Annotated in this window: 15 protein-coding genes; 13 read left to right on the top strand and 2 right to left on the bottom strand. The window is 67.7% G+C overall.

Going from position 1 to position 15567, the window contains the following annotated elements:
* The first annotated feature begins 96 nt into the window (after nucleotides 1-96).
* The 13 genes from A5757_RS07945 to A5757_RS07885 all read left to right on the top strand — a co-directional run bounded on the left by A5757_RS07945 (nucleotide 97) and on the right by A5757_RS07885 (nucleotide 11999).
* Nucleotides 97-822, top strand: a complete 726-nt coding sequence (locus A5757_RS07945; RefSeq protein WP_082929367.1) for a metalloregulator ArsR/SmtB family transcription factor — start codon at nucleotides 97-99, stop codon at nucleotides 820-822.
* A complete protein-coding gene (sufB, locus tag A5757_RS07940) occupies nucleotides 819-2249 on the top strand; it encodes a Fe-S cluster assembly protein SufB (protein ID WP_066831049.1) in 1431 nt (476 codons plus the stop codon). Before A5757_RS07945 ends, sufB begins: the two co-directional genes overlap by 4 nt.
* Complete coding sequence (gene sufD / locus A5757_RS07935) at nucleotides 2246-3445, top strand: Fe-S cluster assembly protein SufD (RefSeq protein WP_066831046.1); 1200 nt, start codon at nucleotides 2246-2248, stop codon at nucleotides 3443-3445. The genes sufB and sufD overlap by 4 nt, the downstream gene beginning before the upstream one ends.
* Before the next feature lies 1 nt (nucleotide 3446).
* A complete protein-coding gene (gene sufC / locus A5757_RS07930) occupies nucleotides 3447-4217 on the top strand; it encodes a Fe-S cluster assembly ATPase SufC (protein WP_066831044.1) in 771 nt (256 codons plus the stop codon).
* A gap of 1 nt (nucleotide 4218) precedes the next feature.
* The gene (locus A5757_RS07925; protein ID WP_066831040.1) at nucleotides 4219-5490 is read left to right on the top strand and encodes a cysteine desulfurase; all 1272 of its coding nucleotides are present in this window, start codon (nucleotides 4219-4221) and stop codon (nucleotides 5488-5490) included.
* Between the two features lie 19 nt (nucleotides 5491-5509).
* Nucleotides 5510-5953 (top strand): Fe-S cluster assembly sulfur transfer protein SufU, encoded by a 444-nt coding sequence (gene sufU, locus A5757_RS07920; RefSeq protein WP_197497298.1) that lies wholly within the window; start codon nucleotides 5510-5512, stop codon nucleotides 5951-5953.
* Nucleotides 5950-6294 (top strand): metal-sulfur cluster assembly factor, encoded by a 345-nt coding sequence (locus tag A5757_RS07915; RefSeq protein WP_066831028.1) that lies wholly within the window; start codon nucleotides 5950-5952, stop codon nucleotides 6292-6294. Before sufU ends, A5757_RS07915 begins: the two co-directional genes overlap by 4 nt.
* Nucleotides 6295-6371: 77 nt before the next feature.
* Complete coding sequence (locus tag A5757_RS07910) at nucleotides 6372-6896, top strand: hypothetical protein (RefSeq protein ID WP_231983917.1); 525 nt, start codon at nucleotides 6372-6374, stop codon at nucleotides 6894-6896.
* A gap of 366 nt (nucleotides 6897-7262) precedes the next feature.
* A complete protein-coding gene (locus tag A5757_RS07905) occupies nucleotides 7263-8741 on the top strand; it encodes a hypothetical protein (protein WP_156618243.1) in 1479 nt (492 codons plus the stop codon).
* Between the two features lie 130 nt (nucleotides 8742-8871).
* Complete coding sequence (gene trxA, locus A5757_RS07900; RefSeq protein WP_066831025.1) at nucleotides 8872-9237, top strand: thioredoxin; 366 nt, start codon at nucleotides 8872-8874, stop codon at nucleotides 9235-9237.
* A 26-nt stretch (nucleotides 9238-9263) separates the two neighbouring features.
* Complete coding sequence (locus A5757_RS07895; protein ID WP_066831024.1) at nucleotides 9264-10073, top strand: enoyl-CoA hydratase; 810 nt, start codon at nucleotides 9264-9266, stop codon at nucleotides 10071-10073.
* Nucleotides 10074-10095: 22 nt separating this feature from the next.
* Entirely contained in the window at nucleotides 10096-11724 is a 1629-nt protein-coding gene (locus tag A5757_RS07890) for an ABC-F family ATP-binding cassette domain-containing protein (RefSeq protein ID WP_066831023.1), read from the top strand.
* Nucleotides 11725-11801: 77 nt separating this feature from the next.
* Nucleotides 11802-11999 carry a helix-turn-helix domain-containing protein gene (locus A5757_RS07885; protein ID WP_066831022.1) on the top strand — a complete coding sequence of 66 codons (198 nt, stop codon included), beginning with the start codon at nucleotides 11802-11804 and terminating at the stop codon, nucleotides 11997-11999.
* On the opposite strand, the gene A5757_RS07880 is transcribed toward A5757_RS07885, so the two are convergent.
* Together A5757_RS07880 and A5757_RS07875 are read right to left on the bottom strand one after the other, a co-directional pair.
* The gene (locus tag A5757_RS07880; protein WP_066831021.1) at nucleotides 11989-12570 is read right to left on the bottom strand and encodes a TetR/AcrR family transcriptional regulator; all 582 of its coding nucleotides are present in this window, start codon (nucleotides 12568-12570) and stop codon (nucleotides 11989-11991) included. The genes A5757_RS07885 and A5757_RS07880 overlap by 11 nt on opposite strands.
* 22 nt (nucleotides 12571-12592) lie before the next feature.
* Nucleotides 12593-15457 carry an aconitate hydratase gene (locus A5757_RS07875; RefSeq protein WP_066831020.1) on the bottom strand — a complete coding sequence of 955 codons (2865 nt, stop codon included), beginning with the start codon at nucleotides 15455-15457 and terminating at the stop codon, nucleotides 12593-12595.
* Between the last annotated feature and the right edge of the window lie 110 nt (nucleotides 15458-15567).

Genomic DNA, 15567 nt, shown 5'->3' with positions numbered 1-15567 from the left:
CCCGGTGAGCCCCCGGTCACGCACTGTCGGCACCGTCACGTGTGACTAAGGGTTACCTTGGTGGATGCGCAGGTCGAATTCCGTCACAATGGTGTTGTGGAAATCGACCGCCAGGCCCGACGAGAGGTGCCCGGCACGGGTAGCCCCGTGTCGGTGCTCGACGGCCACACCCGCAGTGCGATCGTCCAACTGCTGCTCGAGGGCCCGATAACCGCATCGGCCATCGCCGAGCGGCTGGGGATCTCCGCAGCGGGTATCCGGCGGCACCTCGACGCACTCGTCGACGCCGGCGACGCCCAGGCCAGCGCGGCCGCGGCGTGGCAGCACACCGGCCGCGGCAGACCCGCCAAGCGTTATCGGCTGACCGCGGCGGGGCGGGCCAAGCTGGGGCACGCCTACGACGATCTGGCGGCCGCCGCCATGCGGCAGTTGCGTGAACTCGGTGGCGACGAGGCGGTCCGCACCTTCGCGCGACGCCGCATCGACACCATCCTCGCGGGAGTAAACCCGGCACCCGATGCTGTTGGACAGGACGTCGAGCGCACGGCAGGCCGGGTGGCCGCCGCGCTGACCGACGCGGGGTACGCCACGACCACCACCGCGATGAGCGGTCCGGTCGGTGGGGTACAAATCTGCCAGCACCACTGCCCGGTGTCCCACGTCGCCGAGGAGTTCCCCGAGCTCTGCGAGGCCGAACGCGAGGCGTTCGCCGAGATCCTAGGCACCCATGTGCAGCGGCTGGCGACGATCGTCAACGGTGACTGCGCCTGCACCACCCACGTACCGCTGAAATCCGAAAACCAACAAGGAGCGTCGACATGACCGCCACCCCCGAGACTCAGCTCAGCCAGGAAGAGGCCATCGCCTCGCTGGGCAAGTACGGCTATGGTTGGGCCGACTCCGACGTCGCGGGCGCCTCGGCCAGGCGGGGTCTTTCTGAGGCGGTCGTCAAAGATATCTCCGCCAAGAAGAGCGAGCCGGAGTGGATGCTCGACGTCCGGCTGCGCGCCCTGCGTACCTTCGACAAGAAGCCGATGCCCAACTGGGGTTCGGACCTCGACGGCATCGACTTCGACAACATCAAGTACTTCGTGCGCTCCAGCGAGAAGCAGGCCGCCACCTGGGACGATCTGCCCGCCGACATCAAGAACACCTACGACAAGCTGGGCATCCCCGAGGCCGAGAAGCAGCGGCTGGTGTCCGGTGTCGCCGCGCAGTACGAGTCCGAGGTCGTCTACCACTCGATCCGGGAGGACCTCGAGGCCCAGGGCGTCATCTTCCTGGACACCGACTCCGGTCTGCGCGAGCATCCCGAGCTGTTCAAGCAGTACTTCGGCACGGTGATCCCGGCCGGCGACAACAAGTTCTCCGCCCTCAACACCGCGGTGTGGTCGGGTGGGTCGTTCATCTACGTCCCCAAGGGCGTGCACGTCGACATCCCGCTGCAGGCCTACTTCCGCATCAACACCGAGAACATGGGCCAGTTCGAGCGGACGCTGATCATCGTCGACGAGGACGCCTACGTGCACTACGTCGAAGGCTGCACCGCGCCGATCTACAAGAGCGACTCGCTGCACTCCGCGGTCGTGGAGATCATCGTCAAGCCCGGCGGGCGCTGCCGCTACACGACCATCCAGAACTGGTCGAACAACGTCTACAACCTGGTCACCAAGCGGGCGCGCGCCGAGGCCGGCGCGACCATGGAGTGGGTCGACGGCAACATCGGCTCCAAGGTCACCATGAAGTACCCCGCGGTGTGGATGACCGGTGAGCACGCCAAGGGCGAGGTGCTCTCGGTGGCGTTCGCCGGCGAGGGTCAGCACCAGGACACCGGCGCGAAGATGCTGCACCTGGCGCCGCACACGTCGTCGAACATCGTGTCCAAGTCGGTGGCCCGCGGCGGTGGCCGAGCGTCCTACCGCGGCCTGGTTCAGGTCAACAAGGGTTCGCACGGCTCGCGCTCGAGCGTGAAATGCGATGCGCTGCTGGTGGATTCGGTGAGCCGCTCTGACACCTATCCCTATGTCGACATCCGTGAGGACGACGTGACGATGGGTCACGAGGCGACCGTGTCCAAGGTCAGCGCCGATCAGCTGTTCTACCTGATGAGCCGCGGGCTCACCGAGGACGAGGCGATGGCCATGGTGGTGCGCGGCTTCGTCGAGCCGATCGCCAAGGAACTGCCGATGGAATACGCCCTCGAGCTCAACCGCCTGATCGAGCTGCAGATGGAAGGAGCCGTCGGGTGACCCAGGAACTCAGCAATGCCGTTGAGGGCGCCGCCAAGGCGGGTTCGGTCCTCAACCTGAACAAGGGCGAGCTGTTCTCGTCCTTCGACGTCAATGCCTTCGAGGTCCCCGGCGGTCGCGACGAGCTGTGGCGGTTCACCCCGCTGCGGCGGCTGCGCGGTCTGCACGACGGCACTGCGCCCGCGACGGCGCAGCCCGGGATCGCGGTGACCGAGGGTCCCGGCGTCACCGTCGAGACGGTGGGCCGTGACGACGAACGCCTGGGTCAGGCCGGTGTGCCTTCGGATCGTGTTGCGGCGCAGGCGTATTCGTCGTTCGAGACGGCGACGATCGTGACCGTCGCCCGCGACACCGAGGTGACCGAGCCGATCGAGATCGACATCACCGGCCCCGGTGCGGGTGAGGTGGCCTACGGGCACCTGCAGATCCGGGTCGAGGAGCTGTCCCGGGCCATCGTCGTGGTCGACCTGCGCGGCAGCGGCACCTACGCCGACAACGTCGAGATCATCGTCGGTGATTCGGCCGGGCTCGGCGTGATCTGGATCGCCGATTGGGCCGACGACACGGTGCACGTCAGCGCCCACCACGCGAAGCTCGGCAAGGACGCGGTGCTCGGGCACGTCAACGTGACCCTGGGCGGCGAGGTGGTCCGCACGACGGCGACGGTGCGCTACACCGGGCCCGGCGGCGACGCCAAGATGCTCGGCACGTACTTCGCCGACGACGGTCAACACTTCGAATCCCGGCTGCTGGTCGATCATTCGCAGCCGAACTGCAAGTCCGACGTGCTCTACAAGGGTGCGCTGCAGGGCGATCCGGATTCGAAGAAGCCCGATGCGCACACGGTGTGGGTGGGCGACGTACTGATCCGCGCGGAGGCCGTCGGCACCGACACCTTCGAGATCAACCGCAACCTGGTGCTCACCGACGGCGCCCGCGCCGACTCGGTGCCCAACCTGGAGATCGAGACCGGCGAGATCGTCGGCGCCGGCCACGCCAGTGCGACCGGCCGGTTCGACGACGAGCAACTGTTCTACCTGCGTGCCCGGGGCATCCCCGAGGAGCAGGCCCGCCGCCTGGTGGTGCGCGGCTTCTTCGGCGAGATCATCGCCAAGATCGCTGTCCCCGCCGTCCGCGAGCGCCTGACCGAAGCCATCGAACGAGAACTAGCAATCACCGAAGCGAGCAACAGCTGATATGACCACACTCGAAATCAAGGACCTGCACGCCTCCGTCGTCTCCGCCGAGGGCGGCGAGGACGTCGAGATCCTCAAGGGTGTCGACCTGACCGTGCGGTCGGGGGAGACCCATGCGGTGATGGGGCCCAACGGATCCGGCAAGTCCACCCTGTCCTACGCCATCGCCGGCCACCCCAAGTACACCGTCACCTCGGGGTCGATCACCCTCGACGGTGAGGACGTGCTCGAGATGAGCATCGACGAACGCGCCCGCGCGGGCCTGTTCCTGGCGATGCAGTACCCCGTCGAGGTGCCCGGCGTGTCGATGTCGAATTTCCTACGCACCGCGGCCACCGCCGTGCGCGGTGAGGCGCCGAAGCTGCGGCACTGGGTCAAAGAGGTCAAGTCCGCCATGTCGGATCTGGACATCGATCCCACCTTCGGCGAGCGCAGCGTCAATGAGGGCTTCTCCGGCGGCGAGAAGAAGCGCCACGAGATCCTGCAGCTGGGCCTGCTCAAGCCGAAGATCGCGATCCTCGACGAGACCGATTCCGGTCTGGATGTCGACGCGCTGCGCGTCGTCAGCGAGGGCGTCAACCGCTACCAGGAGACCGAGAACGGCGGCGTACTGCTGATCACCCACTACACCCGCATCCTGCGCTACATCCAGCCGCAGTTCGTGCACGTGTTCGTGGGCGGCCGCATCGTGCAGTCCGGCGGTCCGGAACTGGCCGACGAACTCGAGGCCAACGGTTACGAGCGCTTCGCCCAGGCCGCCGCGGGGGCCTGACATGACGGCCGCGCGGGTCCTGGACGTGGCTGACCTCGCCAGGGTCAGGACCGACTTCCCGATCCTGTCGCGGGTGATGCGCGGCGGGAGCACGTTGGCGTACCTCGACTCGGGCGCCACCTCGCAGCGGCCGCTCGCGGTCCTGGACGCCGAGCGGGACTTCCTGACCACCTCCTACGGCGCCGTGCACCGTGGTGCGCACCAGCTGATGGAGGAGGCCAGCGACGCCTACGAGCAGGGTCGAGCCGACATCGCCGCGTTCGTCGGAGCGAGCCCCGACGAGCTGGTTTTCACCAAGAACGCCACCGAGGCACTCAACCTGGTGGCCTACGTCCTGGGGGACGACCGGTTCGAGGGGTACTCGGTCGGTCCGGGTGACGTCATCGTCACCACCGAACTCGAACACCACGCGAACCTGATCCCGTGGCAGGAGTTGGCCCGGCGGACGGGTGCGACGCTGAAGTGGTACGGCGTTATTTCCGAGGGGCCTGAAGCCGGACGCATCGACCTGGACTCCCTCGATCTCGACGAACGCGTGAAAGTCGTTGCGTTCAGCCATCATTCGAACGTCACGGGCGCGATCGCGCCGGTCGCCGAACTGGTGACCCGGGCCAAGGCAGTCGGCGCACTGACGGTGCTCGACGCCTGCCAGTCGGTGCCGCACCAGGTGACCGACTTCGCCGCCCTCGGCGTCGACTACGCGGCGTTCTCCGGCCACAAGATGCTGGGGCCCAACGGAATCGGCGTCCTCTACGGCCGGCGCGAGTTGCTCGCCGCCATGCCGCCGTTCCTGACCGGCGGATCGATGATCGAGACCGTCACCATGGAATCGGCGACCTACGCACCCGCTCCGCAGCGGTTCGAGGCCGGCACCCCGATGACGTCGCAGGTCGTGGGTCTCGCCGCGGCCGCCCGCTATCTCGGCGAGATCGGCATGGCGACCGTCGAGGAGCACGAGGCGCAACTGGTCGCCGCCGCCATCGACGGACTGTCCGGCATCGAGGGGGTCCGGATCATCGGACCGACCGTGCTGGAGAACCGGGGGTCGCCGGTGTCGTTCGTCGTCGACGGCGTGCACGCCCACGACGTCGGGCAGGTGCTCGACGACGACGGGGTGGCCGTGCGCGTCGGGCATCATTGCGCGTGGCCGCTGCACCGCCGGTTCGGCATCGCCGCCACCGCGCGGGCGTCGTTCGCGGTGTACAACACCCTCGACGAGGTGGACCGGTTGGTGGCCGGGGTGAAGCGGGCCCGAGAATTCTTCGGAGTGTGATTCCGTGAGGCTCGAGCAGATGTACCAGGAGGTGATCCTGGACCACTACAAGCATCCGCATCATCGCGGCCTGCGCGAACCGTTCGGCGCCGAGGTGCACCACGTCAACCCGACCTGCGGCGACGAGGTCACGCTGCGGGTGACGCTGTCCGGCGACGGCGAGACCGTGACCGACGTGTCCTACGACGGGCAGGGCTGTTCGATCAGCCAGGCGTCGACGTCGGTGCTGGCAGACCAGGTGATCGGGCAGACCGTCGGCGATGCGCTCAAGACGGTCGCCGCGTTCACCGAGATGGTGTCGTCGCGGGGGACCGTGGACGGCGACGAGGACCTGATCGGCGACGGGGTGGCGTTCGCGGGCGTCGCGAAGTACCCGGCGCGGGTCAAATGTGCCCTGCTGGGGTGGACGGCGTTCAAGTCCGCCCTGGCGCAGAGTGTCGATATTCCGGAGGAACAGCGATGAGTGAGACCACAGCGAGCGAAGAGATGATCTTCGACCTCGAAGAGGCGATGCGCGACGTCGTCGACCCGGAACTGGGCATCAACGTCGTGGATCTGGGCCTGGTGTACGGCCTCGACATCGAGAAGGGCGACGGCCGCAACGTCGCGCTGATCGACATGACACTGACCTCGGCGGCCTGCCCGCTGACCGACGTCATCGAGGATCAGTCGCGCACCGCACTGGTGGGAGCGGGCCTCGTCGACGACATCAAGATCAACTGGGTGTGGAACCCGCCGTGGGGACCCGACAAGATCACCGAGGACGGTCGCGAACAGCTCCGCGCTCTCGGTTTCACCGTCTAGCTCCCAACGCCGCCTCGCCCGGTCAGAATCACGCTGTGGTGGCGGCGTGGGCGACGGTATGGCGGGGTGGTCGGGCTGTGCGGTGCCTGTTGCTCGGGGTCGTCATCGGGCTGTTCCTCGGCGCGCTGGCCGTACTCGACTCCGGTGTCCCGCTGGTCGGCGTCATCGTCGCGGTGGTCACCGGCGCGGTGCTGGGACCGTTCACCGAGGCGCGGATGCGGCACTACTGGCCGGGTGCGGACGCGTTCACCGGCGCCGAGCGCGTGCGGATCGTGCGCGCCGCCCGGCGGGGATATCCGGTCGACGGCGACCGCCTGGCCGGCGGCGTGATCGACTACAGCGCGGGACTGCGGGCAGCGGCAGAGAAGTCGCAGACCTACCGTTGGGTGCTCTGGCTGGTGCTGGCCGTTGCCCTCGGCGTCGCGGTCTTCGACGCCACGGCCGGCTCGATCCGCGACACCGTCGCCTCGTGCGTGTACCTGGGCCTGCTGGCCATCGAACTGTTCTGGTGGCCGACCCGGCGGCGGGAACTGCTGCTGAACTCCGCGCTGGCCACGGCACTGGCAAGTGCCGGCCGCACCCCCGACGGCAACACCGCATAAGCACCGGGCGGGGATCGCGCTGAGCAGCATCGAACCCGACGCCGGTGAACCGAGGTTGGCCGCAATAGCTAGCGGTCGCACCGTAGATCTTTGATCTCGCGCGGTGCTCGTCTAGCTCCGAAACGCGTGCAGAGCGGGTGAGATGCCGTTCTGTTCAACTACTAAGCTGTTCAAAGTTAGGTTAGGGCAACCTATTGCGCTCAGGGAATTTTCAGATAATCTTCACGTGCCACTCAGGCGAATCTCAGACTGAACACAGGAGCCACAGTGCACATAGCTTCTCGGACGTATGCGACGGACGGCGAATGCTCGCCGGACCGCCAGCAATCGGCCCTGAACAAGTTTCTCGTCGCAGGCGTCGCAACCGTGGGCGCCGGCGCAATGGCCATCAGCCCGGTGACGCCTACGACGACCGACATCCAGCACGATGTCCGCAAGGCGACGAGCGCGGTGGCCCTTGCCGCCGCCGAGAACCCCCTCGTACTGCTGCAGCAGTCTTTCACCGAGACGCTGGTGAACTCGGGCTACTTGCTGATCAACAGCGCGAACGCCTCACAGTCGCTGGCTGCCGCGCTGGGTGGGGCCGACATCCTCGGCGACATCGGAAAGATCATCGTGCAGAGTGCGAGCGATCCCGCGGCCACGTTCGAGGCCCTCCGTGCCTTCCAGGAACTCTCCGGCACCACGCTCCAGAAGGCACTCTTCGGACCGGACAACCCGGACACGGAGCGGATCGACGGTGGTCTGTTCACCAACATCGGCCCAGAGGTGCAGAACTTCCTGTCCAACGTGCTCCCCGACATCCTGCGCTACGACACCCCGACGGAGGGCGCGACACCGGGATGGCAGCCTCGCCAGGGCGACGAGGTGCCGGGCGTGTTCACCCAGGCCCTCTTCGAGTTCAACTACTGGTTCGTCGAGAACTTCCTGCGCGTGGTCCAGCCGTTGACACCGCTCAACGACCTCACCGGCCAGCTGATTGCCAGCCTGCCCGGGGGCGCCGATTCGGAGCTGCCGGCACTGCTCGGCGCGCTGTCCGAGGCCGGCCTGACCAGGGCCCTCGTGGGTCCGTTCCAGACCGTCGGGTTCCAGTTCACGATCGCCCTTGACACGATCCACCAGGCGATCAACGAGGGTGACATCACGACCGCGGCCGGCGAGCTGATCAGCCTGCCCATCAAACTCGCCAACGCTTTCGTCAACGGGTACACGCCGTTCTTCAGCATCTGCTCGGCTGCCGCCGGCTGCGAACCGCGTGCGCTCGAATGGCCCAGCCAACTCGACCCGAGTTCGCAGGGCGGTCTCGTGCGGTATGCGCTGGTCGACTTCCCGAACGCACTGACCAGGGCGCTCACGGGGACGCCGGTCACACCGGTCACCCCCGACGACCCGAATGTGCCGCCGAAGACGCAGCCCACGCTGATCCCCGTGGAAACGATAACGGCCACTGCGACGATGGCGACAACCTCCGGTACGGCTGCGCGGTCGGCGGCTCCGGCCGCCGACGTCACGCCGGCCGCCGCCGAGACCCCGGTCGCGAAGACCGTTGGGGAGTCGGCGCCCACCGCCGAGACGGCCACCGTGGAGGTCAAGCGCGACGGTTCGCTATCCCGGCTGAAGGACCGCGTCCTCGGCAAGAGCACTGCGAAGGACAAGACCGAGGCCTCCTCGACCTCGAGCGGCACCTCGGGTACCGAGTCCGGCACCTCGAACGTCGGCGGCGTGAGCCGGGTCGCCCCGAGCGCCGGTTCGTCGAGCTCCGGCGCGTCGTCCAGCGATAGCAGTGCGTCGAGCTCTTCGAGCTCCTCGAGCTCCTCGAGCTCGGCTTCCGGCTCGGTCGGCTAGGGCCACCGCTACTCGCGCGCACATGACAAGCCGCCCCGGTTCCGGCCGGGGCGGCTTTGTCATCGGCGAAGCCACGCGGCGCCGTCCGGTACCCGGGAACATCGACCCCGACCCCGACGTTGGACCGGTCATGGCAACGCAAGACATCACCGCTGATCAATTCAACGACACGATCACCGACAACGAGATCGTGCTCGTCGACTTCTGGGCCTCCTGGTGCGGACCGTGCAAGGCGTTCGCGCCCACGTTCGCGGCCTCCTCGGAGAAGCATCCGGACGTGGTGTACGCCAAGGTCGACACCGAGGCCGAGCAGGCGCTCGCCCAGGCCGCCGACATCCGCTCCATCCCCACGCTGATGGCGTTCAAGAAGGGCAAGCTGGTATTCAACCAGGCCGGCGCCCTGCCTCCCGCGGCCCTCGAGGACCTCGTGCAGAAGGTCAAGGAGTTCGACATCGACGCCGCGATCGCGGCACAGGGCGACGGCCAACCGGAGTGAGCCCGCGTGCGCGATAACGTGCACGAGTGACACACGTTCTCGTCGACCGGCCGCGTCCGCACGTCGCCCTGATCACTCTCAACCGCCCCGAGCGGATGAACTCCATGGCGTTCGACGTCATGGTGCCGCTGCGCGAGGTGCTCGGTGAGCTCACCTACGACAACTCGGTGCGTGCGGTGGTGCTCACCGGGGCGGGCCGAGGATTCTCCTCCGGCGCCGACCACAAGTCGGCGGGTTCGGTTCCGCACGTCGACGGACTGACGCGGCCGACGTACGCGCTGCGGTCCATGGAGGTGCTCGACGACGTCATCCTGGCGCTGCGCAAGATGCACCAGCCGGTGATCGCCGCGGTCAACGGAGCGGCCATCGGGGGTGGGTTGTGCCTCGCGCTCGCCGCCGACATCCGGCTGGCCGCCTCGGGCGCCTACTTCCGGGCCGCGGGCATCAACAACGGCCTGACGGCCAGTGAACTGGGGCTCAGCTACCTGCTGCCGCGGGCCATCGGCTCGTCGCGGGCCTTCGAGATCATGCTGACCGGCCGCGACGTCACCGCCGAGGAGGCCGAGCGCATCGGCCTGGTGTCGCGGACCGTGCCCGACGACGAGCTGCTCGACGCCTGTTTCGACGTCGCCGAACGCATCGCGGCGTTCTCCCGGCCGGGAATCGAGTTGACCAAGCGCACACTGTGGAGTGGGATGGACGCCGCTAGCCTGGAAGGGCATATGCAGGCCGAGGGCCTGGGCCAGCTCTACGTGCGCCTGCTCACCGCGAACTTCGAAGAAGCGGTCGCTGCGCGCGCGGAGCGACGGCCGCCGAGTTTCACCGACGACAAGTAACGACATGTGAGGAGCAGACGGCGTGATCACCGCAACGGACCTGGAGGTCCGCGCCGGGGCGCGCACCCTGCTCTCCGTCGAAGGGTCGGCGCTGCGCGTCCAGCCCGGCGACCGGATCGGCCTGGTGGGCCGCAATGGGGCCGGGAAGACCACCACGATGCGCATCCTGGCCGGCGAGGGCGAGCCCTACGCCGGCTCGGTGACCCGCAGCGGCGAGGTCGGCTACCTGCCGCAGGACCCCCGCGAAGGTGATCTCGACATGCTCGCGCGCGACCGGGTGCTCTCGGCGCGCGGGCTGGACACCCTGCTGGCCGAGCTGGAGAAGCAGCAGGCCCTGATGGCCGAGGTCGCCGACGACGCCGCCCGCGACAAGGCGGTGAAGCGCTACGGCGTGCTCGAGGAGCGGTTCTCGTCGCTCGGCGGATACGCCGCCGAGAGTGAGGCCGGCCGGATCTGCGCGAGCCTCGGTCTGCCCGAGCGCATCCTGACCCAGCCGCTGCGCACCCTGTCCGGCGGTCAGCGCCGCCGCGTCGAGCTGGCCCGCATTCTGTTCGCCGCCTCCGACACCGGCTCCGGGTCGGACACGACCCTGCTGCTCGACGAGCCGACCAACCACCTCGACGCCGACTCCATCGGCTGGCTGCGCGGCTTCCTGCAGAATCACACCGGCGGCCTCGTGGTGATCAGCCACGACGTCGAACTGCTGGCCGACGTGGTGAACCGGGTCTGGTTCCTCGACGCGGTCCGCGGCGAGGCCGACGTCTACAACATGGGCTGGCAGAAGTACCTCGACGCCCGGGCCACCGACGAACAGCGCCGACGCCGGGAACGCGCCAACGCCGAGAAGAAGGCATCCGCGCTGCGAACGCAGGCCGCCAAGATGGGCGCCAAGGCCACCAAGGCCGTCGCGGCGCAGAACATGCTGCGGCGCGCCGACCGCATGCTCGCCGAACTCGACGACGAACGCGTGGCCGACAAGGTCGCCAAGATCCGGTTCCCGACGCCCGCGGTGTGCGGGCGCACCCCGCTGGTCGCCAAGGGTCTGACCAAGACCTACGGCTCGCTGGAGATCTTCACCGGCGTCGACCTGGCGATCGACAAGGGCTCCCGCGTCGTGGTACTCGGCCTCAATGGCGCGGGCAAGACCACGCTGCTGCGGATCCTGGCCGGGGTGGAGAAGGCTGACGCCGGGGCCATCGAACCCGGACACGGCCTCAAGCTCGGGTACTTCGCCCAGGAGCACGACACCATCGACGGCAACGCCACCGTCTGGGAGAACATCCGCCACGCTGCACCCGACACCGGCGAACAGGATCTGCGCGGACTGCTCGGGGCGTTCATGTTCACCGGCCCCCAGCTGGACCAGTTCGCGGGCACGCTGTCCGGCGGCGAGAAGACCCGGCTGGCGCTGGCCGGTCTCGTCGCGTCGACCGCCAACGTCCTGCTGCTCGACGAGCCCACCAACAACCTCGATCCGGCGTCGCGCGAACAGGTGCTCGACGCGTTGCGCAGCTACCAGGGCGCCGTCGTGCTGGTGACCCACGACCCCGGCGCAGCCGAAGCGCTCGACCCGCAACGGGTGGTCCTGCTGCCCGACGGCACCGAGGACTACTGGTCCGACGAGTACCGGGACCTCATCGAGCTCGCCTGACGCGTCGCACAGGATTAGCCCCAGCTGGGCTGGGTATCTCACCGCTGAGTCGGGGGCTTCACGAGCGGGGAGATGCGATGAGGGATTCGGAGCAGTCCAGGGATCAGTTGTTGAGCGAACTGCGGCGCGCGTACGAGGAGGGGGCGAGCATCCGCTCGCTGGTCGCATCGACGGGGCGGTCCTACGGGTCGATCCACAGCATGCTGCGCGAGTCCGGGACGACGATGCGCAGCCGGGGTGGACCGAACCACCGCTCCCGTCGCGTCAGTTCGTGACGTCCGACGTCTGCTGACGCACCGAGGCCTCGACGAGGTCCAGCACGGCACTGAGCCGGGCCGGATCGTCGCCGGAGGCCAGCCGCGCCACCAACCCGTCGAGAACCAGATCCAGATAGGTCTGCACCACATCGCTGGGCACGTCATCGCGCAGCCGGCCGGCCTGCTTCTGCCGGCGTAGCCGCTCCGTGGTGGCCGCCGAGAGCTCGGCCGACCGTTCGACCCAGCCGCGGTGGAACACCGGATCGTTGCGCAGCTTGCGCGCGATCTCCAACCGGGTGGCCAGCCAGTCGAACTGCTCGGGCGCGGCCAGCATGTCGCGCATCACCTGGATCAGTCCCTCGCGGGCGGCGACGTCGGCCATCCGCTCCGCGTCCTCGCGCGCCAACTCGAAGAACAGCGTGTCCTTATCGCGGAAGTGGTGGAAGATGGCGCCGCGCGACAGCCCGATGGTCTGTTCGAGCCGTCGCACGGTCGCCTCGTTGTATCCGTACTCCGCGAAGCAGCGCCGGGCACCGTCGAGGATCTGGCGGCGACGCGCCGCCAGATGATCGTCGGTTACCCGGGGCATCTTCGAATCCCTGCTGCGCTACTTACTTGGACTTCAGCATGTTGCGCAGCACGTACTGCAGGATGCCGCCGTTGCGGTAGTAGTCCGCCTCACCGGGGGTGTCGATGCGCACGACGGCGTCGAACTCGACCTTCTCACCGCCCGGCTTGGTGGCCGTGACGTGCACCGTGCTGGGTGTCCGACCCTCGTTGAGCTCCTCGATGCCGGTGATGTCGAACGTCTCGGTGCCGTCGAGCTTCAACGACGCCGCCGACTCACCCTCGGGGAACTGCAGGGGGATGACGCCCATGCCGATCAGGTTCGACCGGTGGATCCGCTCGAACGACTCGGTGATGACGGCGCGCACGCCCAGCAGGCTGGTGCCCTTGGCCGCCCAGTCCCTGGAGGAACCCGACCCATACTCTTTACCGCCCAGCACCACCAGCGGGATGTTCTTCTCGGCGTAGTTCTGCGCGGCGTCGTAGATGAACGCCTGCGGCGCGTCATCCTGGGTGAAATCGCGCGTGTACCCGCCCGACACGTCGTCGAGCAGCTGGTTCTTCAGCCGGATGTTGGCGAAGGTGCCGCGGATCATCACCTCGTGGTTGCCGCGGCGCGAGCCGTAGGAGTTGTAGTCCTTCTTCTCGACGCCGTGGGATTCGAGGTACTGCGCGGCCGGGGTGCCCGGCTTGATGCTGCCGGCGGGGGAGATGTGGTCGGTGGTCACCGAGTCACCCAGCAGAGCCAACACGCGTGCGCCGGTGATGTCGCTGACCGCCTCGGGCTCGGCAGGCATCCCGTCGAAGTACGGAGGCTTGCGCACGTACGTCGAATCCTCGGCCCACTCGAACGTGTCACCGCTCGGGGTGGGCAGGTTGCGCCACCGGTCGTCGCCCTTGAACACGTCGGCATAGTTCTTCTTGAACATCTCGGTGTTGATCGCGTTGGCGATCGTCTCGTTGATGTCCTGCTGCGACGGCCAGATGTCCTTGAGGAACACGTCGTTGCCGTCGTTGTCGGTGCCCAGCGGGTTGCTGTCGAAGTCGAAGTCCATCGACCCGGCCAGGGCGTAGGCGATGACCAGCGGCGGGGACGCCAGGTAGTTCATCTTGACGTCCGGGTTGATCCGGCCCTCGAAGTTGCGGTTACCCGACAGGACGGCGGTCACCGCCAGATCGTTGTCGTTGACGGCCTTGCTGATCTCCTCGGGCAGCGGCCCGCTGTTGCCGATGCAGGTGGTGCAGCCGTAACCGACGAGGAAGAAGCCCAGCTTCTCCAGATACGGCCACAGGCCGGCCTTGTCGTAGTAGTCGGTGACCACCTGCGAACCCGGAGCCATCGTGGTCTTCACCCACGGCTTGCTGGTCAGGCCCTTGTCGACGGCGTTCTTGGCCAACAGTGCCGCACCGATCATCACCTCGGGATTGGAGGTGTTGGTGCAGGAGGTGATCGCAGCGATCACCACCGCGCCGTGGTCGATGACGAACTCGCCGCGCTCGTCGGATTTCACGGTCACCGGATTGGTGGGCCGGCCTTCGGCGTCGTTGGCCGCCGAGTACAGCGGGGCCTCGGCGCTCTTGCCGCCCTCCTCGCCGTCGTCGGAGAACGACAGCACGGCGGGGTCACTGCCCGGGAACGACTCGTCGACGGCCTCGTCGAGCTTCGACTTCTCCTCGGGCTTCTCGCTCGCGTCCTCGCCGCCCACATAGTTGTGGATGTCCTTGCGGAACGCCGACTTCGCGTCGTCGAGCGCGATGCGGTCCTGGGGACGCTTCGGTCCGGCGATGGACGGGACGACGTCGGCGAGGTCGAGTTCGAGGTACTCGGAGAACTTCGGCTCGCGGCTCGGGTCGTGCCACATGCCCTGCGCCTTGGCGTACGCCTCGACGAGCGCGAGCTGATCGTCGGTGCGCCCCGTCATCCGCAGGTAGTCGATGGTCACCTCGTCGATCGGGAAGATCGCTGCGGTGGAACCGAATTCGGGGCTCATGTTGCCCAGGGTGGCGCGGTTGGCCAGCGGCACCTCGGCCACGCCCTCACCGTAGAACTCCACGAACTTGCCGACGACGCCGTGCTTGCGCAGCATCTCGGTGACGGTCAGCACCACGTCGGTGGCGGTGACGCCGGGGCGGCGCTCGCCGCGCAGCTTGAAGCCGACGACGCGGGGGATGAGCATCGACACGGGCTGGCCGAGCATCGCGGCCTCGGCCTCGATGCCGCCGACGCCCCAGCCGAGCACGCCGAGACCGTTCTCCATGGTGGTGTGGGAGTCGGTGCCCACGCAGGTGTCGGGGTAGGCGACGGTGTTTCCTTCAGCGTCGCTACGAGCCATCACGACACTGGCCAGGTACTCGATGTTGACCTGGTGCACGATGCCGGTGCCGGGCGGGACGACCTTGAAGTCGTCGAAGGCGCCCTGGCCCCAGCGCAGGAACTGGTAGCGCTCGCCGTTGCGCTCGTATTCGATCTCGACGTTGCGCTCGAACGCGTTGGCGGTGCCGAACAGATCGGCGATCACGGAGTGGTCGATGACCAGGTCGGCGGGCGCGAGCGGATTGACCTTCTGTGGGTCGCCGCCGAGATCGCCGACGGCTTCGCGCATGGTGGCGAGGTCGACGATGCAGGGCACGCCGGTGAAGTCCTGCATGATCACCCGGGCCGGGGTGAACTGGATCTCGACGCTGGGATCGGCCTGCGGATCCCAGTTCGCGATGGCCTCGATGTGATCCTTGGTGATGTTGGTGCCGTCCTCGGTCCGCAGCAGGTTCTCGGCCAGGACCTTCAGGCTGTACGGCAGCTTCTCGGTGCCGGGCACGGCATCGAGGCGGTAGATCTCGTAAGACTTGTCCCCGACCTCGAGGGTGTCGCGGGCATCAAATGAGTTCTTCGACGAATCCTTATCGCTCATATCAACTCCCCGGTAGTTCTCGCCGCGACGGGCTGTGTCGGCGGCGCTCCAGCTTAACAGTACGCTTGTCCTGCAAAACACTCCAGGGTGGGTCACAGTCTCGTCTCCAC

Origin of the sequence: Mycobacterium sp. 852013-51886_SCH5428379 (genome assembly GCF_001665575.1) — a bacterium.
Taxonomy (GTDB): domain Bacteria; phylum Actinomycetota; class Actinomycetes; order Mycobacteriales; family Mycobacteriaceae; genus Mycobacterium.
This window is presented reverse-complemented; position numbering and strand designations above follow the sequence as displayed.